The organism is Janthinobacterium fluminis (genome assembly GCF_028595325.1).
Lineage (GTDB): Bacteria > Pseudomonadota > Gammaproteobacteria > Burkholderiales > Burkholderiaceae_D > Janthinobacterium > Janthinobacterium fluminis.
The window spans coordinates 365,178-387,216 of sequence record NZ_JAQQXR010000001.1 but is presented as its reverse complement, the minus strand read 5'-3'; the positions used below and the strand labels follow the sequence as shown (position 1 = coordinate 387,216).

Below are 22,039 nucleotides of genomic sequence, written 5' to 3'. Positions count from 1 at the left end.
GAAATTCGCTTTGCTAGAATGAAATTCAGCCTGGATTGCGGTTCATACCGAATCGCAAGGTTTCCAGCGACGCAGTAGCAATACGCGCCTTCATTGCATTGGAATAGTATGAACAAGAACATCAAAGCCTATTTGGTCGGCGGCGGCATCGGTTCCCTGTCGGCGGCGGCATTCATGATACGCGACGGCGGCATTGCCGGCGGCAACATCACCATCTTCGAGGCGTCGTCCCTGTCCGGCGGCAGCCTGGACGGCGGCGGCAACGCCGAGCACGGCTACACGCTGCGCGGCGGCCGCATGCTCACCAGCGACAACTACGAATGCACCTGGGACTTGTTCAAGTCCGTGCCCTCGCTGGAACACCCGGGCCAGAGCGTCTACGACGAAACCATCGCCTTCAACAAGGTCAACATCCCGCATTCGATGGCGCGCCTGGTCGACCAGAACCGCTTCAAGGTCGACGTCAGCAGCATGGGCTTCAGCATGCAGGACCGGCTTGAGCTGCTCAAGCTGAGCGAGGCGGACGAGGCAACGCTGGGCACCACCTGCATCACCGACTGGCTCTCGCCGGACTTCTTCAAGACGGAATTCTGGTTCATGTGGGCCACGACCTTCGCCTTCCAGCCCTGGCACAGTGCCGTCGAGTTCAAGCGCTATCTGCACCGCTTCATGATGGAGTTCTCGCGCATCGAAACGCTGGCCGGCGTCAAGCGCACCGTCTACAACCAGTACGACTCGCTGGTGCGGCCGCTGCTGGCCTGGCTGCAGGCGCAGGGCGTCAAGGTCGTGATGGATTGCACCGTCACCGATTTCCAGCTGAGAACCGTGGACAGCAAGATCAGCGTCACCGGCATCTACTGCCGGCGCGACGGACGCGACGAGCTCGTCGACGTGGCCGAGGGCGACCTGGTGTTCTTCCAGAACGCCTCGATGACGGACGCCTCGACCTACGGCTCGATGCACAGCGCGCCGCCGCGCCACACCAAGCAAGACAGCGGCGGCTGGCAGTTGTGGGAAAAACTGGCGCAGATCAGCCCGGAATTCGGCCGGCCGGCCGCGTTCAATTCCAGCATTCCGGAATCGTACTGGCACTCGTTCACGACGACGCTGAAGGACACGGCCTTCTTCGACCAGATGGAGAAATTCACCGGCAACCGCGCCGGCACGGGCGGCCTGGTGACGTTCAAGGACTCCAACTGGTTCATGTCGGTGGTGCTGGCGCACCAGCCGCATTTCGCCGGCCAGCCGGACGGCGTGCAGGTGTTCTGGGGCTATGCGCTGCACCCCGACCGCATCGGCAACTTCGTCGCCAAGCCGATGGCCGACTGCACGGGCGAGGAAATCCTGCGCGAACTGTGCGGCCACCTGAACTTCGACATGGACACGACCATGGCACAGGCCAATTGCATCCCCTGCCGCATGCCTTACATCACCAGCATGTTCATGCCGCGCGCCCTTAGCGACCGGCCGCTGCCGGTGCCGCGCAATTCGACCAACCTGGCGTTCGTCAGCCAGTTCGTCGAAGTGCCGGACGATGTCGTGTTTACGGTGGAGTACTCGGTGCGCGCCGCGCAGATGGCGGTGTATGAATTGCTGAAGATCGAACGCGAAGTGCCGCCCATCAGCCAGCACGACCACTCGCTGAAGGTGAAACTGGATGCGGTGATCAAGGCGTTTAAATAATCCGCCTGCGCCTTATATAAAACCGGGGACGGGACGCGGCGCCCGTACCCGGTTTTTTCAGGCCGCGCCGGCTATTTCAACGCGAAGTCGACGCGGTTCGGCGCGCCCTTGTCGTTGATGCCGTCCACCGTCATTTTCGGCGCGATCAGGTAGATCCGCTCGGCCGGAATACTGCCCTTGCTTTCGAAATAGCCGCGCACGGCCTCCGCACGCCGGCTGGCCAGCGCCCGCAGGGCATCCTGGGTGACGGGCGTGTTGGCCAGGATGAGCTTTTCCATCTCGGCCACCGGCAAGCTCTTGACGAAGCCGATGGCGTTGCGCGGCTTGTCGAATTTCTGCGCCGCGTACACTTTACCCATGTATTTTTCCTTGTCGGCGTCCGTCACGGCGGCGTCTTCCGCCTGCGTCTCGCCGCCCTTGTCGAGCGAGTCCTTGCGCTTGAAGGCGTTCAGCTTGCCGCGCAGGATTTGCTGGCGCACGCCGTCGGCGTCGCTGGCAGGGTCGACCCGGCCGATCAGGTCGATCTTCAGGCCGGGTCGCTCCGTCAGCGCCTTGCCGATGGAGTCGAGCTTGCTCTGCGTGGCCGCCGTCAGCGCCGCCGAACCGGGCGCGAATTCCGCGTAACCGAGTTCGTCGCCGCCGCCGAAGGCCGCGCCGATCAGCGCGAACGGCGACGTCACGGCCTTGACGATCAGGTTCAGGAAGATGCGCATAATGATGCCGCCCACGGAAAACTCCGGGTCCGACAGCGTGCCCGATATCGGCAGGTTGATGTTGATCTGGCCGTTGCGATCCTTCAGCAGCGCGACCGCCAGCATCACCGGCAGCTTGGTCGCCGTCGGGCTGTCGATCTTGTCGCCGAAGGTCAGCTGGTCGATGCGCACATCGTTTTGCGCCAGCAGCTTGTCGTTCTCGACGCGGTAGCTGACGGCCATCGACAACTTGCCCTTTTCGATGGCGTAGCCGGCGTACTTGGCCGCGTAAGGCGTCAGCCGCGGCAATTCGACGCCGTTGGCGCTGGCCTTGATGTCGAGGAACATCGGCGAAAACAGCGGATTCAAGGTGCCGGAAATGGCCACGGCCGCGTCATTGTCGATCTTGCCGCTCAAGTCCAGCGGCGCCGGCTGCGGCTTGTCCGAGGCGATGGCGCCGACGGTGCCGTTCATGCCCGTCATGTTGGCCGTATAGTTCGGCTTGACGAAGTTGTCCGTGTAATTGATGTTGCCGCCCTTGACGACGATCTGGCCGATGCGGATCACCGGCGCGTTGGCCTTGGCTGGGGCCGGCGCGGCGACGACGCGCTCGGTGGCGGCGGCGCCCGCCTTCGGCAGCGGCGCGCTCGGCGCGGCCGTCGTCAGCGACGGCGCCGGCGCGCCGGCGGGCGCATTCTTGGACACGACGATGTCCTGCAGGTTCAGCTTGGCCTTGTCCGACAGGATGACGCGCGCGTAGAAATCGCTGAGCGCGATTTTTTCCATCGCCACGTCCTGGCGCGGACCGCCAAGCTTGACGTTGATGCCGCTGATGTCGAGGGCGCGCCACTTCAGGAAGTCGGCGGCGTTTTCCTTGTCGAGCATGCGCACATTGGCCAGCCGCAGCGTGCCGCGGTAAGCCGTGCTCGTCTCCTGCTTGCCGCTGGCCAGCACCAGCGCCAATTTGCCCTTGCTGCTGGCCTGGCCCGAGGCCAGCGTCACGTTCAGGTAATCGGCGAAATACGGCTGCAAGGTCGCCACTTGCAGGCTCTGCGCGTCGATGTCCAGGTCGATGGCCTTGAATTGCGGCGCGATGCTGCCGTCGAGCGCCAGCTTGCCCGTCTTGTTGAGCTGAGTGCGCAGCGCCAGCTTCAAGGGCTGGTCGAACTGGCTGGAAATGTCGTCCAGCGTCAAATTCAACTCGTCGGCGCGCACCTTGACGGCCGGCTTCACGCTGTTGTCGACATAGGCCAGTACGCTATCGCTCACGGCGAACTGCTTGAGCGTCGTCACCCAGGCCGGGCCGGCCGGCTTGGCCGGCTCGGCGCCGCCCGCCCCGCCGAACCTGGCGGACAACTGCTGCACATTCAATTTACCCTTGGCGTCGCGGCGCACCTCGGCCTGCAAGCCGGCCAGGCGCAAGACCTCGGCGCTGACGGTGCGGGCGGCGCTGTCGACGCTGGCGTTCTCCAGGCTCAGGCGCTCCGCGCCGACCGTGTCGTCGCCGGTCGCGTTGAGCCAGACTTGCGGCTGCAAGAATTCGAGCTTGTCGAGGGCGACGGCGCCGGCCAGCACGTCCACCTTACGCAACTGCACCTCGATCGCCGCCGCCTTCAGCAGCGGCGCGGCGGCCCGGTCGGACAGCGCCACATCGGCCAGCTTGACCGTGCCCGACAACACCAGCTCCGGCTTGTCCTGCTTGCGCACGAAACTCAGGTCCAGCTTGGTCGACAATATCGCGCTCTGCAAGGCCAACGGCAGGGCCACCGGCGAAAACGACACATAGCTGGCCAGATCGAGCTGCTCGATATCCAGCGCCAGCGTGGTGTCCTGGCTGCCGGCGAACGGCTTCGCCCGCCCCTTCAACTCGAACAGGGAACCATTCACCTTCGCCGACAGGCGGGGTTGGACGAAGGTGTCGACCTTGTCCGGGAAATTCGAGACGAAGGGCAAACCGATATGCAGCCCGTCAATATTGACCTGCTTGCCGGTGACCTTGTCGTCGAACTTGATCGCGCCATTCTCCAACTGGATATTGGCGACGGAAAACAGCGTCGGCTTCTCGCTCTTCGGCATCGCCAGCACGCGTTCGATGACGTCGGAAAAATTGTAGCGGCCCACGCCGTCGCCGCTTGTGCGCACGATGTGCAGGCGCGGCTCGACCAGCTTGACTTCGCTCAGCAGCGGCGCCAGACGGAACAGCGCGGCAGGCGCCACGTTCACCGTCAGCGCCTTCGCCGAGAACGCGGCGCTGGTCTTGTCCTGCTCGTACAGCGTGAAATCGGCGACGTCCAGGACGAGGGTGAAGGGATTGAAGGCCAGCGCGCCGACGCTGGCCTTGCGGCCGAGCTGGGTTTCGATTTGCTGCTCCGTCAAATGCTTGGCCAGCGGCGGAAACGCCAGCCATGCGGCGCCCAGCAACAGCAGTACGGTCAGCAGGGTAAAGCCCAGCCAGCGCAAAGCGCGCAGAGGCCGGCGGGGGGGCGATGGATTTGCCATGTTTTTCCTTATTATCGACAATGACCGCAGCGCGCCGCGGAGCCATCGCACTAGTATAAATATTATATCCAACAGCTGAATGAACTGCCTGCAAGCGCTCCCGGCGCCGGCACAGACGGTCCATAGTGTAAAAGTCAGTATTATCGCTGATAACTAGTGGTGCTGTTCGGCTCAGCATGTATCGAAGCGGCCCCGCTCGCCTGCCGGCAATGCGAAAGGTGGAGCTGCGATCGGTGCGTGTCAATGATTTTAAAACACCTGGTTGAATCGATGAGAGTCTACGTCTCGGGTTTCAGGCAGCTTCTGCGGCTGCGGCATGCGGTGTTTGAAGCGGTTCGGGGTGCGCTGGAAGGCGTTTTCCAGCGTGGCTTGTCGTCGCTTACGAACCTCGGCGGCGCGGCCGGTGTGAACGCCCTCATGCGTCATCATGTCGATACCGGAATGGCGGTGCTACTGGTTGTACTACGCGAAAAACTGGACGCAGTGTGCGCGCGTCGGCGAACGAGCCAAAGCGTGCCAGGAAGCCTGGCTGGTATTTCATGGTTTTGAACTGCGCCTCCGAGTATGAGTTGTCGTCGGAGACGTAGGGTCTGCTGTGCGATTTGGCGATGCCCAGGCCGCGCAGCAACGTAGACACCGGCATGGAGCGCATGCTGCTGCCACGGTCGGCATGCAAGGTCGGCGCGCCCGGCGCGATGCATTCCTTGGCGGCGCTGTCGGCGATGAGCTGCTCGGCCACCATCCAGCCGACGACATAGCGGCTGAAGATGTCGAGGATGACATACAGATGGAAACAGGTGCCCCTGATCGGCCCCTTCAATTTCGTGATGTCCCAACTCCAGACTTGGTTGGGCGCCACGGCCAGCAGTTCCGGTTTGGCGTACTCGGGATGACGCAGTTGGCCGCGGCGCTCGCGCACGGCGGCACAACCTTGCAACAGACGGTACATGGTGCGCACCGAGGCCACATAACGTCCCTCGTCGAGCAACTGGGCATGGATCGCCGCCGGCGCGCAATTTGAACAAGTCCGCTTTGACCAGCTTGGCCCGCAGAGGCTCGACTTCGTTTTTAATCGGGTAGATGTCTCAAATTATATTGGCACAGGGGGAGGCGGACTGCGAGGGCTTGAGGCGTCAGATTATGATACTCATCGAATGCGTTTAGCCCGGCTAGCCTTACTCGGTAAGGTTTCAACTCGGGTAACTGTCAGATCAGATCGCGATTACTACATGTTATACCTAAACGTAGAGATACTTTTTAAGTATACCACTCGATTTCCAGTACGCTAACGCCACCGTTCATAGACGAAAATAATCTGTGCTCAAAACTCATGCATCATGGCATAGGCCTTGATGTTTTTTCAAAGTCAAATTCTAATAACCCATTGACGGTTACAAGATCATCTACGCTTAACCGCCCTACGGCCTGTTTAAGTTGCAACAGAGCTACCAAATTGCGGTGACGCGCTTGAGTGAGTTGTAATTGCGCCTGCCCATTAGTCTGAATTGCATTGAGTACGTCGGTCAGAGTACGGGTACCGTATTGGTGGCCGGCACGGTTTGCGGAAAGTGCCCTCTCTGCGGCCTCAGCACCGGGCTCGGCTATTGCGATCTCGGCCACGCTGCCCCGAACTGTCTGCAGTTGTGCTTCCACGTTACGAATGATACTTCGACGGGTCGCTTCAACTTGCGCGGCAGCAGCGTCCCGTGCGTATAACGCCTGTCTTGTTAAGGCGAATGTTGCGCCGCCCGCGACTATGGGGAAAGTGAGTGTCAAGCCGAGCGTGTTATTTGTGACTTGCCGACCACTGGAAGCTCCGTCGATGGGTGCACGATACGTAGTAAAAGACACATCCAAGGTAGGCAGATTTGCCGCGCGCGTTGCCTTCGCACGTTGTTCTAACGCAAGCACGCCCGCGTTGCCAGATTGAAGTGTCGGATTGTCAACTAAAGCTTCTTCTACCCATGCGTCCGAATTTGTGGGGTGAGGTACGGCCGGTTTAAATCCCTTTTTCAGCCGCTTGAGCGACAGTGGCAACTGTCCGGTGAGTTCCTGCACAGCTTGGCGTGCGTCGGCCAAAGATTCTTTCGCCCGCTGGGTGGATGCTTGAGCAAGGCCAAGATAGGCACGGGCTTGATCAACATCAACTGCAGCGGATAGACGCTCAGCCACGCGAACCATGCTTTGCCGAACCAGCTCAGCAACGGCTGCCTCATTGGCGGCAAGTGTATCGAGTTGGCTTTGTGCTGTGAGCAATGCAAAATATCGTACTGCGACCTCAGCCATTAGCGCCTGCTCGATAGCACGCAGTGTGGCCGTCTGAGCGCTGGCGTCGGCGCGCGCCGCACGCCAAGTGTCTAGTGCTGCCAAGTTAACGATAGTTTGGCTTATTTTGCTAGTTACGGTACTCGTCGTTACACCTGTCGTACGCCGAGGCGTTGCGCTAATTGTCCACTGCGGCATGAGTGCGGCTTGATTAATATCAACAGCGGCGTCGCTCGCCCCAAGCTGCGCTACTGCCTGTTGTAGCATAGGATAGTTGGCGCGGGACTTGCTATATAAGCTAACCAGGTCATCACTAGGTTCTGCTACGGCATTTGTGCACGCTATCAAAAATGAGACGTAGAGCAATCGTTTCATACAACACTGCCGTCCAGACTGTGTAACCGTGTACCGCGCTGAATCTCAGAAACTTGCCCATCCATCACTTTCACGATACGCTGAGCTCGTTCAGCCAAATTCAGATCATGGGTGACCATAACGATAGTTGCGCCGCCGGAATGTAGCTCTTCCAACAATTCCATCACTCCCCCCGCCATTTGCGTATCGAGATTGCCGGTAGGCTCGTCGGCTAGCAGCAGCGGTGGGGTTCCGGCTAGCGCACGAGCAATGGCGACACGTTGTTGCTGACCGCCCGAAAGCTGACCTGGATAGTGCGTTGCGCGTCCCGAAAGACCTACTTTAGCTAATGCAGAGTGAGCAAGCTCTCGGCGATCCGCCGCTCTCAAGCCCCGATAGCCGAGCGGAACTTCGATGTTATCAATGAGATTTAGGTCCGGTATTAAATTGAAGGCCTGAAAGATAAAGCCAATTTTTTGGTTCCGCAAGTGGCTACGCTGGTTATCGTTCATCCTACTTACATCGATTCCGTCTAAAACATAACGGCCGTCACTTGGCGTTTCAACTAAACCCGCAATACTCAAAAAAGTACTCTTTCCTGAACCGGAGGGGCCGGTTACGGCAACAAATTCTCCCTGAACTACACTTAGATTGAAATCGCGTAACGCTGCGGTTTCGACGGTTTCGGTCCGGTAGACTTTGGCAATGTGATGCATTTGCAGCATGGTAATCCCTTACTGAATTAATTGAACTTGACTCGCGCCCTTAAACACGTCAGCGCCCGCGACGACAATCTGTTCGCCGGCTTTGAGGCCATCTAGAACTTCTATCTGCGTCAGACTTTGTACGCCTAGGCGAATCGGACGTTTGGTGGCGACATTGTTCACTACGACATATGCCCAGTGTCCGCCGCCTTCCTCAACAAAGGAACCGCGCGCCACGCGCAATACGCGCTCTCGATGGCCAAGCATGACTCGAGCAGAAAGACGTTGGTTTTGGCGCAGCGCCTCCGGGTGAACACCATCAAAACGAAGTCGGGCGGCCACCTCACTATTGACCACCTCAGGTGAGACGCTACTAATACGGCCGCGCCAATGCTGTCCATTGCCGCTAATTTCCCCAAGCATTCCGGGAGCCAGTTCACGTGCTTGACTTTCGGCTACCTGGATTTGGACCTCCAGCTTGGTCAAGTCGATAACGGCCAATAGCTTGGCGTCCTTAGCGACGGTGGATCGATCGGCCACGAAGACTTGGCCTATCTGACCATCGACTGGCGCACGAACAGTTAGATCAAGTTGTTGACGTTGTAAATCGGTCACCTGCAACTCGGCACGCTCGTGAGCTTGCCGACGGGCCGCAAGCTCGAATCTTGTTGCATCATCTTTGAGCGTTAGTGCCTGTAGCGATTGCTCGTGCGTAATGCGAGCGCGGGCCAGCGCGTCGCGAGCTTGGTCGACCGCAATACCTGCGGCCGCCCCAGCCTCGAAAGCACGGGTCTGCCGAGTGAGATCATTTTCGGCTGAAGTGAGCCCTAGTGCTGCGGTCTGCACGCTCGCATTGGCTGCGGCACGGGCTTGACGGGCATCGGCTTGAGCTCGCAGCCAGTCGCTCTTAAGAGCGTCCGCAGCGCTGCGCAATTGGGCAAGATTTGCCTGTAACTCAGGGCTAGCGATCTGGGCCACAACTTGGCCGGCTTTAACAGTATCGCCAGGCTGGACTGCAAGTGTGACCGTGCCATTAGAGCCAGCGTAGAGTGTAGGCGCTGCGGCAGCGACTACACGTCCTTCAGCAGCTACGTCTCGTGTCAATTCGCCCCATTCCACGTTAGCAAAAGTAAGACGATCACTATTGACGCTGCCTCCTCCCGATAGCGCATCTTTAAAATGCCCCCCCAAAAAAGTGAGTAGCGCAACGGCGACAAAACCGGCGGACAGCCATATCCACTTACGTGGCCGGGCTAGAGGAAGGCGAGTGTCCTGTGCGGAAGTGTCAAGTATCATCGTTTATTAATTGAGAAATTAGCGGCAGCAAATTCGGCGAGTGCATATTCGACAGTTGATTTATCTCTTGCGCATAACAGTGCGGGTAGCCAAGTAAAGGCATGGAGCGCTGGCCTTGCCCAATTCGCACGCTGAGTGCCATAGGTATCGACCGATCTTCGTCAAGATAGCTAGCTCGTGTTTTAGGGACCACTCCTAGACCGCCTTGATCGCTAGCATTGGTGGGATCGCCGATGCGCGAAGCGCCGGCGCCAGCACAGCAAGTTGACCAAGAATCCATAGTGTGGCCGCTCCTATCGCCAAGTACCAGATCGGCAAGCGCGGCAGTTCATAAAACCTCATCAACCCAAAGTTGAGAGCATAGGCTAGCAGCATACCGATGAGGATTCCGAACGAAACAATGATAAAGTTTTCGATCTGGAAATAGCGTAGTATGTCGCCGGTGGTGGCGCCAAGGGCACGCCGAATCCCGATTTGTTTGCGTCTCTGTGTTACCCAGAAACTGGCCAACCCGATGATCCCGAGTGCTGTCGTGCCCAACAGCGCAACGCTGACGCCCATCAACAGCGCGACCATGACATAACTACTATTGAAGTAACTCTCGCGCAGTTCAAGCAGCGTATTACTCTGTTCTGTGTCCAGCACCGCATCGGGAGCAGCCTTAACAACAGCCGCCTTAGCGTTGTCGCTTATCCGAGCGATATCTGAGGTGCGTCCTCGGAGAATATATCTCCCCGCCAGGTTTGCCCCTGCAATTGCTGGCACAAAAACAGCCCAATCAGCATCTGCACTTTGCCCCCCTCCTGGAGCGGCGACTGTCAAGTGTGCGACCACGCCCACTACTCGGAATGCCGTGCCCATTGCCCAGAATTGCCGCCCAAGGGGAAGTTGACCTGGCCAGAAATGGGCTGCCAGCGACTGTGTGATTAGCACGGGGGGACTAGACGGAACAGTTTTGCCGATTGGTGCGTACTCGTCTGCCAGCGGAAAACGGCCCGAAACTAAGCGTAAGCCAAATGTCTCAATCGCTTTGGAGTCGCCGATATAGAAATCAATTACGCCGCCAAAGCGCTTACGCTCCTGATCTAACCTTACGCCAGCGCTGGACACAGATTCGCCGAATGGCACCATGTTAACCACGCTGACGGCCTCTATCCCGGCCACGCCGCGGAGCGCTTCGACTACTCGGGCGTTAACGTCCACCGCTTGTTCAGGAGCGAACCCAGAAAGCTTGATAGTGGCCAGCGAAGCTTCGGCCACCCCACTTTCAATCTGCATTGCGTGGACGCGTTGCACGACAAGAAAGAAAGCATTGCATAGAACCGCGCATGCCAAGGAAATTTGCAGGGCAATCAGAAAAGTGGCCAACCGGTGCTTACGTAACGAGGCGAGGATATAACGAGTCTGCATAGCGGCCCTTATAGCTGTTTCAACTGCGTCGCCGGCTGCATCAGAGCGGCGCGTAAGGCTGGTAACATCCCTGCCAACAAGCTGACAAGCAAGGATATGGCGAAGGTCAACCAGAACATCGAGACGTCCAAATACGCCCCGTCCGCATAGGGGACTGGCTGATGACGCACCAAATATAGCCCGAGTAAAGATAACATCAGTCCCCCTACGCCGCCGAGCACGCCAATGACCGCCGATTCGACCATACAGTGGGAAAACACCGCACTACGCGTGGCGCCAAGTGCCCGGCGTAGCCCAGTCTCAGTACTATGACGCAAGAATTTGGCCGACAAAAGACTCAATACATTGGTCAGACAAATCCCAAGAAACGCAAATGCTAGGATTGTCTGCAGTTTGGCGTCACTTGGCACTACGCGATTGTAGTCAAGCCATTGCATCAGTGATCGTAAGCGTGTGTTTTCTGCGTGTTTAATATGTCCCAAGGCTTTTTGTTGGGAGGCATAGTTCCGCAGGAAATGATTATAGGCCGCCACCTTAGCTGGATTGCTCAGCCGAACCCATAGAGCCACCCATGCACAAGGAGCACTCTCTAAATGACCTGGCTGCTCAGGCGCTCCCCAGCAAGTAAACGGCTGAAAATTTCCCCTATTGACATCCAGGCTCGCAGAAAAAGGAAGGAATACATCCTCGCTTTTATCGTAAAAAGCTGAGGTGTCGCCATTGGCGAATCTACCGCCGCGGACCTGATAAAACAATGGGAACGGACGCCATGGTGCCATCACGCCAACGATCCGTACGTCGAAATCTCCTAAACGTATGATACGGCCGACACTGTTCGCGCCCCCGAATAGTTTTTCATTCAGTTTAAAAGAGATGATTGCCACACGAGAGCGTAATTCATCATCTCCATGACTCCACCCTTTTCCATACGTGAGAGGAACATCAAACATCGTGAAGAAATCTGCCGTAACGGAAGCCATGGAAAGCATAATGGGTGGTAACGACGTATCCGGTGCACGAAGCTTTATCTGACTACGTGCGACGATGGTCTGCTGGTCCGCTTGTTTGGCGCTCCAAAGGTCCATCGCCGTCCTATAGTCGAGTACATCTAAAGGCTCGCGACCATTTGATTCAGGAACGACATCGACTTGTGGATAATAAATGTCTTGACTTCGACCAGGCAATGGATCACCAGACAATAATTTCGTTACTGTCAACGCAGTCATGCTTGCGCCAATGCCGACTGCAATGGCCATAACCATCAAAATGGTCAGCGCCTTATTGCGCCTCGTGTTGTGCAAAGCCACTTTTAGATAATAATTTAACATTAAATATAGTATAAATTATGAAATTAATTTTTATTTAAATATCAATCAGAAGAATGGGGAAAAATTTCGATGAATCGTCACGTATTAACGACCTTGAGTGATTCATTCTGAGTGAGAGCGCTTCCTATATTGTATGTCTTATCAAAAATAGCGGAATACTCTTCACCGCCATGCATTATCATCACCAGCATCCTTCCGGAAGTACGTCGCTGAATCTCTTGCATAGCAATAGCTCGGCTGGGCACATCCAAATTGGCCAACGGCTCATCCAAGATGTAAAGTTCTGCGTCGTGTGAGAGTGAAAGCGCAAGCGATAGCTTCTGTTGCTGCCCCGCAGATAGTTGATCAGGATACCCCTCCAGAATATCGAGCGCATCTATTTTAAAGGCTTGCAAAAGTTCACTATCTATGCCTAGCTCGCCAACTTTAAGGGGGGGGAATTGAATTGGCAACGTTACTGCACTTATCCGCACAGGCAATTTTAGCTGCCCCTCAGATGGAGTCAGATAACCAGCCAAAATATTAGCCAAGGTGGTTTTTCCTGATCCATTGCGACCGGCGACGAGGACGCTTTGACCTGGCTCTACGATCATTGAAAATTCAGAAATGACCCGATTGGCTCCGTAACAGTAGCTGATATCTGTTACTAAAACAGATCCTTCAGCCTTGTGATGAAGCTTAAGAGGCCGTTCTTCCATAAACGATATCAGGCGAGTAACCGTTGCGTTGTGGCCGTGAAGTTCGGCCCATTGTCTAAAAATTTCGATGAGCGTTGTAGCTGAGCGCCAAAAAGAATTCATAAAGCCAATGTATGAGCCGACTGTCATGGTCTGCCGGAAGACAAAAAATGCTCCCACAAAAATACAACATGCATCGGACACCACCATCGTTATGTCACTTCCGCGCTGAAGTCCGTTAATTACCCGAAATTTTTTGTATCCAGAGTCAAGGACGGACTCCATTTTTCTTGAAAATGCGTGAATGGTTTGAGATGCCATATTGAAGGTACGAACCATTTTGAACGCGCTCACTGACTTAGTGAGTGTATCCAAAAGTGAGGCCTCATTATCGCGTTCAATATTAGTTAACCCTCGAATTTTTTTACTCACCGTAATGCTTACTGCTGTTGCAACCGGAATTATGGCAAATAGCACAAGAAAAGCCTTCAAAGAGATGTATATTAAAACGGAGATAAAAACAACAAACATGACAATGTTCACCACCATTTTCCTTACCAACGGCAACATCGGCACTAAGCCATCCTTCACGTCGGATCGTATACGACTTATGTAATAGCCGGTCCCCTGCTGCATGACGTCACCGTAATCTTTAAAAAAATAGGCTTGCAAAAGGTCTTCGCTGGCCTTCTCAACAATCCTATTGTCCAGCTTTTGCTGCCAGAGAGATAACAGAAAACTTAGTATATTCATGGACACCCCCAGAGCGAAGTAACAACCGGCAAGGTACATAAACCGATCAAAATCCGCACGAAGGGTCACAGCGTCGAAAATAGCAGTTAACAACAATGGGTGTAACAATGCTCCGACCCCTCCAATCAGAGCAGCGCATAAGGTGGCCAATGCATACTTGCTTCGGTACTCCCCAAGCAGCAGCATAAAGCCGTTGAGCGACGATGAATGGTGCTGGTCTGCTGAAGATGCCATCCCTGTATCGCTTTCTTGAATTTTTTCTCTTAAGCGCATAGTTCAACCTCAATTTATTTAAGCAAAGTACGCTTGGTTGCGCTGTGTCCGCTCAAATTATCGAGCTCATCTAAACAAAATTCGTCAGGCAGAAGGTTGGACCATCTATGGAGAGTTTTCATAACGCCAGCAATACCAGTGGCGTAATCACAAGATATTCGGAATAAGCCGTCTCCAGGGACTGCATAACCATCCCCACTCTCGAACAGGAATATATCTCTGAACCCCTGCAGCGGTCTTTCTGCCATGTCCAAGTATTTTTTATCCTGCGAGTAAAGATATGCGTCAAGCAAGACGTCAACAAACCCAATCACGCCATAGGAAAGGCCCGCGAACACTGCATATTTTCTATGAGCATCAGCTAAAATATTATCAATTTCACTCCATAGCCCATAACGGATGGCCACTTTTGCAATGCCGGCACTACCTTGTTCTATGTAATTATCATAAGTATTCGTCTCGTCGGGGGCGCACGGGAAGCAGCCTACTCCAGGCTCCCGCTCGAAGCAGAACGAAAGGTCATATTCTAGTGCCTTCTTGCCTAATGCATGCCACTTCGGCACATTCGTCATTTGATATAGACGGAGGAAAAAGAGGGCAACCCCGCTCTGGCCATATCCGAAACCAATTCGCGTCTCAACGTCGTCATTCCAATATATCCCGCGCTCACTCGTTAATGCCGTGGCTGCCAACGTCTCAGCGAGATCGATTGCGACGTTCAGATAGTGCTGTGCGTCCAGCATGCGAAAGGCAGCTAGATTTGTCATGCCAATTCCAGCCATCCCATAGTAGAGCGAATGGTGCTCACGTAGGAGAGGACTGGAGTTTGCGGCCAGCAGGAATTTTTTCCCATCTTCCAATTTTTCAGTTGACAATAATGTCCAGGCGATGCCGGCTGCACCGATCCAAAATCCTGGAGCTAATTTTTTTGGATCGATAGCATCAATCTCATTTTGATATCGCTGCAAGGCAGGTCCTGGAGTCTCAAAACCGCACTTCAAAAGTGAATGAATAATACCGGAGGACCCAAATCCTAAACTTATCGGGTTGAAACTGCTTCCAAAAGGATCAATCGGGAACAATGTGTAGGGGGCATCCAATCGGAAGTTGCTATTTATAAATCGCGCCATCCCTCGGCATATTTCCTCCAACGGCAGAACGGCTGGGGCCGCCTTTCTTGTCATCGGCTGTTCAATAATGGATCGGCCGTTCAGCAGTTCGATAGCCTCACGGCAAGTAATAGAATTAGTGATGAGCTGTTCGATGACGTGCTGGACCGGGGTCTGCGACCATCCTATATCAGCCAAAACTATGGGCGCAATTTTAGTAAAAAGATCAGCTCGAAGGTACGCCATAGCAGCTATTGGGAATATCCCGTATAACATCATTGTGCCTATTGCATACAGGTCATCATGGAAATTGCTTTCTTTCGGTCGACCTTTATGCTCTGAGCGAAAACCTGGTGTAAAGAGGGTTTCTGCGTCCTCAATCGAAGGCCGGTAAGCGCCCTCAAGATCGATGATCCGCACACTCATGGTGGTCTTCTCAATCAAAATATTTGTTGGCGAAAGATCGCCAATTATCATGCCTTTGGCGTGAATTTGATCGACGGCGTTTAGCACACCAATAAATATATTTTTGTAGCTCTCGTAGAATGCTTTGCTATCTGCAAGCGTTGGATAAGCGAGAACAAGAGGGCTCTTCATCACCGTCAGTTCGCGTATGTCGAAGGCGTCGAAATATTCTTCTACGAGATAGTGATTTTCCCAATCTTGAAATGAAGTATAGACCTCCGGCGCAATCCCTAAACCAGTTAGCGCACGCAAGTTATTTTCTTCTTTAGCGAGCCGCGTTGTAGCATCCGCGCCGTTTGCCCCGAGCTCCACATAGGGACGCGCCTCCTTAATGACGACCTCCTTGCCGGTTACCGTGTCGATTGCCAGGTAAACTCCGCCTGTATTCGAAAATCCCAGGGCGCTCTTCACCTCGTATCGCCCATCATTAAGTGTCATTTCCCCCTCATCGAGCTCTTCTTGGGGAAATGGATCTGGTGCCCACGAAGGACTCTCATAATATGGAGTTCGGCGGTCCTCAACCTCATCACCGTCGGGCGAAGTAAGCATGTGGATTTTTGTGCCCATGAAGTGCAGCCGACTAGATAGGTTGAAACCACCGTACCGATAATAGAGACATCGACAATCTTTATATCGTCGGTCTGACAAGATATACGATCCAACGTCATCTTTCAATATTTCATACGCGTATTCAATAAACTCTCGAAAGAATTTTTCCGTGCAAGGGTAGAGCGTAATAAATTTTCCGGAGCCACCTCGGGGCCAACGCTTTGATGTCATCAGCTTCAATGTATTGACATCGTTAGCAAATTTAAAATGAACGTTATGCTCAAAGGCTAGCTCAGAAACTTTATTTAGAATATCTCGGCAATTGGATTCTGTAGCGGAAACGTGAATCTTCCATCCTTGGTTTGGCAGATTGACCGGCACACCATTGAAAAACGGTATAACATGTGTCCATACATCAGTTCGATGTGTTCGCCATGACGCGCCACGGGCCGCAATCAGGGAGTCAACCGAAGACTTCAATTCATCTGAAGGGTGATAATGCGGGTAATTTGGTTCGTAAAAGAGTTCGCTGGAACCACGGTAATACGCCTTATCGATGTGACGTCTCTCTCGCAGCGATTTTGCCCTACGTACCATAATCCACTCCATTTCGAACTTTGAATATAAATTGCAATTTAGCCACCAAGAATTTTTACTGAAGTTGCAATTTAATTTTCTATATTGCACTGCAAAAAAACCTCTTGAACCATTTTAGAATGTAGCCAAGTATTTATGTAGAATTTTTATAGGAAAAATTTACATGGAATCATTGACAATAGAACTTATCGCGGTTAGGGGCAATGACATTGAACCATCACCACTCTTTGCCCACATCAGATGGGATCATTTTTACAGCAGTCGCTTTGAGAGCTGGTTAAACCAATAACTGCGCCGATTAAATTGGCTTCGTATTGAGGGCGTTGCAGATTAAGGATACGATTCAATTGACACCTCGATAGCGCAATTTATCGAAGCGAGAAGCAGTAATACAGAAGCACTGCTCCTCGCCCTAATTCATCAGGTAGGGTCGTTTTTGCAGCAATCACTACCCGAGCTAGTGAGGCTCACCGCTGTGAGTTCGTTGATGTCCAGAGCCATGCGTTGCAGATTCAAAACACGTTTCATTTTACGCCTCTTAAATATTAAATTATAAATAAATTATCAAATTGAAATATTTGACGGTTAAACTTCTACCAATAGAAAAATTTCAAAAAATTTGAATATCTTCCCACTAGTTCTGCCCGAGCGCCACGTTGCTATCCTAGTCCAACAACAAGCTGCTGGCTTGAATGTAATTTTGCTAATGTTGTCAGGCATTTACATTCTGTAATTTTTTGGCATCAGTGTCAACAACCAAAAATAATTTATATTTTTATATTTGTGACAATTGGTGATATTTTTTGTGAATCTTCGTGATAGCTATGTAAGTTAATCTTACCTTTTCCGAATACTTGAATTTTAATGAAATGTTAAAGATGGGATATGATCGTACGAAACTAAACAATTAATTGCATCAAGCGCTGGCCAGAATGCCGACGCCGCAGACGGGCATCGAGCCGCCGGCCGGTATCAAGCCGCGGGCCGGCGATCAGCACCAAGATGACCGACTCCTACAGTTGGTGCGCGCAGGGCGGTTGCCGGCAACGGTCGAAATTGACTATCCGGGTTGGAGAACGGGTGTCCTATTTAAAATTCCGAAAGGCACCCACTTTAAAATGCAACTCGGTGTCCGGCTTGAGATAAAAATTAGTCTCCGGATTAATGAGAATATTCAGTTGTGTGCGATTCACGGACATCATTTCAATTTTCGCAGCGCCAGTTCAACCCGACAGTTCTGTTCCTGAAGATGCTCTTTTGACGGGTCAAATTTAGCGCTGACCTCCTCCCATAGCAGCGCCTTGTCGGAGAGTTCGGTAAGGCTCTCGACAGGCGTTTTGTCGTCAAGAGAGCTGTGCGGTCTATCCCAGTTGTAGTAATGCTGCCATTCCGCGAGCAAGTCTGGGAGCAACGGATCCTTGATATCGACCGTGGAATAGAACTCGTCGAGATCAGTTCGTTGCGATCTCTCCACCTTGCCGTTTAGGCGCTTAGTTTCGTGCGATCATATCCTCTGTCGCAGCATGGCCCTGTTTCGCGCCAAGGCCGTGCTTGACAAGCTGGTCGCCGGCTTGCCGCCGCGATCCCTTACCCATCGCAGTACGTCACCGAAACGTTTGAGCGCATGAGCACACGCATCCATCCGCAGGCCCGCACTACCCCGAAGATTCGGCAGGAAATCAAGGACTCCGGCCTGTCGGACCGCCAGGCGGCCAAGGTCTTCAACATCACCCGCGCCACCGCCGCCAAGTGGCTCAAGCGCGACGATGTGCAAGACCGCTCGCACCGCGCCCACACCCTGCACACGACCTTGAGCGCAACGCAGGAGGCCATCGTGCTGTCGCTGCGCCAGACGCTCTACTTGCCGCTCGACGACCTGCTCTACGTTACCCGGCAATACATCAACGCCGAGGTGTCCCGATCCGGCATCGCCCGCCTGCTCAAGCGCGAAGGCATGGCGCGCCTTGAAGACGTCATTCCCAAGGCCGAGGGTGAAACGATCTCGGCCAAGAAGACCTTCAAGGACTACGAGCCTGGCTTCGTTCACATCGACATCAACTACCTGCCGCAAATGCCCGACGAGACCTCGCGCCGCTACCTGTTCGTGGCCATCGACCGCGCCACGCGCTGGGTGTTTCTGCACATTGACGGCGACATGAGCGACCGCAGCAGCGTCGATTTCCTGCGCCGGCTCAAGCTGGCCTCGCCGGTCAAGATCACCAAGATTCTGACCGACAACGGCTCGCAATTCACCGACCGCTTCGCCATGAAGGACAAGAAGCCAAGCGGCCAGCATGCTTTCGACAAGGTGTGCGCCGGCATGGAAATCGAGCATCGTTTGGCGCCGCCTCGCCACCCAAAAACGAACGGCATGGTGGAGCGCTTCAACGGCCGCATCAGCGAACTGCTGCAGCAAACCCGCTTCGATAGCCAGGCCGACCTGGAGACGACTTTGCTCAACTACCTGAAGCTTTACAACCACCACACTCCCCAACGCGCCATCGGCGCCAAAACGCCCATTCAGGCGCTCAAAGAATGGCAGGATCGAAAGCCGGAATTATTCGTTAAACGCGTCTATGATCAAACGGGACTGGACATTTAGGTGGGGCGAGGCTGGTTTGATGGGGCGAAATTTAAGGCTATGTCACCGGTAAGTGTGGAACTGCTCGCTAGGAATGAAGTCTGATCTGTAGGGACTTCATTCTTGGGGGACGCAATGAGAGAGCGAGACTTCAAGCAACTGGTTGGCAAGCTGGACGAGCTTGAATCGCCACGAGTCTGCTAGACACCCGCGAGCCGTTCAAAATGCCTTCGCTCAAACTCTACTGGCGAAAACCTGTCATTGAATCCGTGACGGCGCTTCGGATTGTAGAACATCTCGATGTAGTCGAAAATATCCTGTCTGGCGTCGTCCCTGGTTGCATAGGTCTTGCGCTTGATGCGCTCGCGCTTTAAAAGTTGGAAGAAGCTTTCAGCGACAGCATTATCATGACAATTTCCACGCCGGCTCATGCTTGGCTCCAACCGATGCGCCATCAAGAAATCGCGCCGGTCCTTGCTGGTGAACTGCGAGCCCTGATCCGAATGAACCATCACAGGATCCGCTGGCTTACGTCGCCAAACAGCCATCAACAGCGCATTCATCGCCAAAGCAATTCTGGTTCTACGACCTGCGCGCAAAGGCGGCTGATGATGTGGGCGACGAGCGCGGCGCACAGGCGGCGACCGACCTTCTCGGGCATGACAGCCAGCGGACGACGGACAAGCATTACCGTCGCCGGGGCAAGATCGTCGAACCAACAAAATAGCGTTTGCGGAACTATCTCAGAATTGAGGAATTTTTGCGACGTGGATAACTAGCTGAAACCCGCATGGATACTGGCCTGCCCAACAGGAATCGAACCTGTGACCCTCAGCTTAGAAGGCTGATGCTCTATCCAACTGAGCTATGGGCAGAGTGAGAAAATGGCGATGCCTGGAATGCTACGCGCAATGAAAAGCGGGCTGTCAAGAATCTGACAGCCCGCTTATATTTTGGTCGGAGTACAAGGATTCGAACCTTGGACCCCCTGGTCCCAAACCAGGTGCGCTACCGGGCTGCGCTACACTCCGAAGACAAGATAATAAAGCCTGGCACACATTCCGTCAATGGCCCATGGCGATTTAAACGGAAATGGCTATCGCCACAGGCGCCGCCATTGCCTGGGCCGGTTCCGGCGCAGCCCTGCCCCGCTCAAAACCGGTAGCCGGCCATGCACCACAGCCGCGGATTGTGCTCCACCTTGTCCGACTGCACCGCCCCTCCGCGTCCGCGCCACGCCAGCGTGGCGTCCAGGCTCCAGCCCTTGTACTCGACCCGGGCGCCGACGCCGGCGCCGGAAATGCTGCGCGTGAGCCGCGAATTGGCGTCCCAAGGCTGGGCATTGACGTGGGTCTTGCCCGCGTCGTAAAAAATGAAGGGGGTCACCGGCCCGCTCGGATAGCGCAACTCCGTCTGCAGCAGATAGCCCTTGTCGCCCATGCCCTCGCCGGACGGATAGGCGCGCACGCCGTACACGCCGCCCAGGCCGAAGCGCTCCGACGAGTCGAGGTTGGTGCGGGTCCACTGGGCCGAATAGCGGCCATAGAAGACTACATTGGCCGGCAATTTCTGGATGCGCGCCACGTCGAGGTTGAATTTGTGCGAGCGCCCCGCCGTTTTCGCGCTGCCGGCATCGGCGGCGGCCAGGCCGCCATCAAGATTGAGCTTGCCGCTGGTCCAGCTCACGGAGCCATAGGTGATGCCGCCGCCGGCGAAGCCGTCGCGCCGGTCGAACTGCAGCGCCACCGGCCAACTGTTGCTCGTTTTACGCGCCGACGCGTTCACGGCGCCATAGCGGTCTTCCAGATCCTTGTGCAGATAGGTGGCCGAGAGCAGCACATTGCTCGCCTGCGAACGTAGCAAGGGATAACTGAATTTCAGCGTCGACACCTTGGCAAAGCCGGACGCGTCAAGATAGGCGAAGTCCTTGCCCAGTTGATAGCTGGTGTGGGCGTAGCCGAGCTGGCCGCGCAAGCCGCTGCCGCCCAGCGGCAACTCGTAGTCGAGCGAACCCAGCCACAGCCGCTCGTCGGTGACGATGCTGCGCAAGCTCAGCTTGTCGCCGAACAGGAAGGGGCTGTCGGCGTAGACATTGGCCCGCAGCCGGTATTCGCCGGTGTAGCGGCTGCCGGTATTGTCGAAGCCGATGTCGCCGCCATACGACGATTCGCGCACCACCTTGACCGACAAATCGCCGCTGCCCGTGGCCTCCCCCGGGCGTATCACGGGCACGATTTTCATGCCCGGCTGATCGTCGAGGATCAGCATGACGCGTTCGAGGGCCGTGCTTTCGATGAAGCCGCCAGCTTGCAGCCGGGAGTCGAGAAACGGCTGGCCACCGCGCGCCAGCGGCGCTTCGCCGGCGGCCTGGATGCGTCCGTAGCGCCCTTCGAGTATGTCGATGCGCAGCACACCGTCTTTGACGTCCTGCGGCGGCAGCACGGCCGAGGTGAACGGGTAGCCGTGGGCGCGGTAGAAAGCGGTGACGCGGTCAGCCAGCAGTTGCAGGCCGGCCAGGCCCTGGTGCGGCCCCGTCACGTTGCCCATGGCGGCCTGCAAGGTCGCCGCGTCAAAGATCGTGTTCCCCGAAAAGGTCACCGATGTCAGCGTGATTTGCTCACCGCCCGGCGGTGCCGGCGCCCCGGGTTTCGGTATGTCGACCTGGATCGGTTTGCTCTCAGGACGCAGGGCCGGTGGCGGGGTCATCTGCTGTAGCATCTGACCCGCGTCGGGGGGAATTTGGCCCGCGGCTTGCACCGCCATACTGGAAAATGCAAGCGGCCATATCTGAAACGCTTTGATTT

The 22,039-nt window shown here is 55.2% G+C and carries 12 protein-coding genes, 2 tRNA genes and 3 pseudogenes; 2 read left to right on the top strand and 15 right to left on the bottom strand.

What is annotated here, in order from left to right; all coding sequences use genetic code 11:
* Positions 1 to 108: 108 nt before the first annotated feature.
* Positions 109 to 1,683, top strand: a complete 1,575-nt coding sequence (locus OIK44_RS01795) for an oleate hydratase (protein ID WP_273668939.1) — start codon at positions 109 to 111, stop codon at positions 1,681 to 1,683.
* Between the two features lie 71 nt (positions 1,684 to 1,754).
* Here OIK44_RS01795 and OIK44_RS01790 read toward each other — a convergent pair whose 3' ends face one another.
* The 11 genes and pseudogenes from OIK44_RS01790 to OIK44_RS01745 all read right to left on the bottom strand — a co-directional run.
* Entirely contained in the window at positions 1,755 to 4,874 is a 3,120-nt protein-coding gene (locus tag OIK44_RS01790) for a DUF748 domain-containing protein (protein ID WP_273668938.1), read from the bottom strand.
* 249 nt (positions 4,875 to 5,123) lie between these two features.
* Positions 5,124 to 5,886: pseudogene (locus tag OIK44_RS01785) on the bottom strand (transposase); the annotation flags it as partial.
* 323 nt (positions 5,887 to 6,209) lie between these two features.
* Positions 6,210 to 7,514 carry a TolC family protein gene (locus OIK44_RS01780; protein WP_273668937.1) on the bottom strand — a complete coding sequence of 435 codons (1,305 nt, stop codon included), beginning with the start codon at positions 7,512 to 7,514 and terminating at the stop codon, positions 6,210 to 6,212.
* Positions 7,511 to 8,218, bottom strand: coding sequence for an ABC transporter ATP-binding protein (locus OIK44_RS01775; protein WP_273668936.1), 708 nt, complete (start codon positions 8,216 to 8,218; stop codon positions 7,511 to 7,513). Before OIK44_RS01775 ends, OIK44_RS01780 begins: the two co-directional genes overlap by 4 nt.
* Positions 8,219 to 8,227: 9 nt before the next feature.
* Positions 8,228 to 9,493, bottom strand: a complete 1,266-nt coding sequence (locus OIK44_RS01770) for an efflux RND transporter periplasmic adaptor subunit (protein ID WP_273668935.1) — start codon at positions 9,491 to 9,493, stop codon at positions 8,228 to 8,230.
* A gap of 195 nt (positions 9,494 to 9,688) precedes the next feature.
* Positions 9,689 to 10,903, bottom strand: coding sequence for an ABC transporter permease (locus OIK44_RS01765; RefSeq protein WP_273668934.1), 1,215 nt, complete (start codon positions 10,901 to 10,903; stop codon positions 9,689 to 9,691).
* An 8-nt stretch (positions 10,904 to 10,911) separates the two neighbouring features.
* Positions 10,912 to 12,231 (bottom strand): ABC transporter permease, encoded by a 1,320-nt coding sequence (locus OIK44_RS01760; RefSeq protein ID WP_273668933.1) that lies wholly within the window; start codon positions 12,229 to 12,231, stop codon positions 10,912 to 10,914.
* Positions 12,232 to 12,308: 77 nt separating this feature from the next.
* A complete protein-coding gene (locus OIK44_RS01755) occupies positions 12,309 to 13,934 on the bottom strand; it encodes an ABC transporter transmembrane domain-containing protein (protein WP_273668932.1) in 1,626 nt (541 codons plus the stop codon).
* Between the two features lie 14 nt (positions 13,935 to 13,948).
* Entirely contained in the window at positions 13,949 to 16,654 is a 2,706-nt protein-coding gene (gene lanKC, locus OIK44_RS01750; protein WP_273668931.1) for a class III lanthionine synthetase LanKC, read from the bottom strand.
* A gap of 420 nt (positions 16,655 to 17,074) precedes the next feature.
* Entirely contained in the window at positions 17,075 to 17,182 is a 108-nt protein-coding gene (locus OIK44_RS25670; protein WP_420213805.1) for a class III lanthipeptide, read from the bottom strand.
* Between the two features lie 670 nt (positions 17,183 to 17,852).
* Positions 17,853 to 18,140 (bottom strand): annotated as a pseudogene (locus OIK44_RS01745) (integrase core domain-containing protein); the annotation flags it as partial.
* Between the two features lie 138 nt (positions 18,141 to 18,278).
* Here OIK44_RS01745 and OIK44_RS01740 point away from each other — a divergent pair.
* A complete protein-coding gene (locus OIK44_RS01740; protein WP_273668930.1) occupies positions 18,279 to 19,256 on the top strand; it encodes an IS481 family transposase in 978 nt (325 codons plus the stop codon).
* Between the two features lie 179 nt (positions 19,257 to 19,435).
* On the opposite strand, the pseudogene OIK44_RS01735 reads toward OIK44_RS01740, so the two are convergent.
* From OIK44_RS01735 to OIK44_RS01720, 4 genes and pseudogenes are all read right to left on the bottom strand, one after another.
* Positions 19,436 to 19,804 (bottom strand): annotated as a pseudogene (locus tag OIK44_RS01735) (IS3 family transposase); the annotation flags it as partial.
* 229 nt (positions 19,805 to 20,033) lie between these two features.
* Positions 20,034 to 20,110, bottom strand: a tRNA-Arg gene (locus OIK44_RS01730).
* Between the two features lie 79 nt (positions 20,111 to 20,189).
* A tRNA-Pro gene (locus OIK44_RS01725) sits at positions 20,190 to 20,266 on the bottom strand.
* Between the two features lie 121 nt (positions 20,267 to 20,387).
* The gene (locus OIK44_RS01720; protein ID WP_273668929.1) at positions 20,388 to 21,941 is read right to left on the bottom strand and encodes a ShlB/FhaC/HecB family hemolysin secretion/activation protein; all 1,554 of its coding nucleotides are present in this window, start codon (positions 21,939 to 21,941) and stop codon (positions 20,388 to 20,390) included.
* Positions 21,942 to 22,039: the final 98 nt, after the last annotated feature.

Bases quoted from the DNA above. Each gene is read 5' to 3' on its own strand.
- OIK44_RS01765 (WP_273668934.1), bottom strand. From the start codon at position 10,903: ATGCAGACTCGTTATATCCTCGCCTCGTTACGTAAGCACCGGTTGGCC.
- OIK44_RS25670 (WP_420213805.1), bottom strand. From the start codon at position 17,182: ATGAAACGTGTTTTGAATCTGCAACGCATGGCTCTGGACATCAACGAA.
- OIK44_RS01740 (WP_273668930.1), top strand. From the start codon at position 18,279: ATGAGCACACGCATCCATCCGCAGGCCCGCACTACCCCGAAGATTCGG.
- OIK44_RS01780 (WP_273668937.1), bottom strand. From the start codon at position 7,514: ATGAAACGATTGCTCTACGTCTCATTTTTGATAGCGTGCACAAATGCC.
- lanKC (WP_273668931.1), bottom strand. From the start codon at position 16,654: ATGGTACGTAGGGCAAAATCGCTGCGAGAGAGACGTCACATCGATAAG.
- OIK44_RS01770 (WP_273668935.1), bottom strand. From the start codon at position 9,493: ATGATACTTGACACTTCCGCACAGGACACTCGCCTTCCTCTAGCCCGG.
- OIK44_RS01795 (WP_273668939.1), top strand. From the start codon at position 109: ATGAACAAGAACATCAAAGCCTATTTGGTCGGCGGCGGCATCGGTTCC.
- OIK44_RS01720 (WP_273668929.1), bottom strand. From the start codon at position 21,941: ATGACCCCGCCACCGGCCCTGCGTCCTGAGAGCAAACCGATCCAGGTC.
- OIK44_RS01755 (WP_273668932.1), bottom strand. From the start codon at position 13,934: ATGCGCTTAAGAGAAAAAATTCAAGAAAGCGATACAGGGATGGCATCT.
- OIK44_RS01760 (WP_273668933.1), bottom strand. From the start codon at position 12,231: ATGTTAAATTATTATCTAAAAGTGGCTTTGCACAACACGAGGCGCAAT.
- OIK44_RS01775 (WP_273668936.1), bottom strand. From the start codon at position 8,218: ATGCTGCAAATGCATCACATTGCCAAAGTCTACCGGACCGAAACCGTC.
- OIK44_RS01790 (WP_273668938.1), bottom strand. From the start codon at position 4,874: ATGGCAAATCCATCGCCCCCCCGCCGGCCTCTGCGCGCTTTGCGCTGG.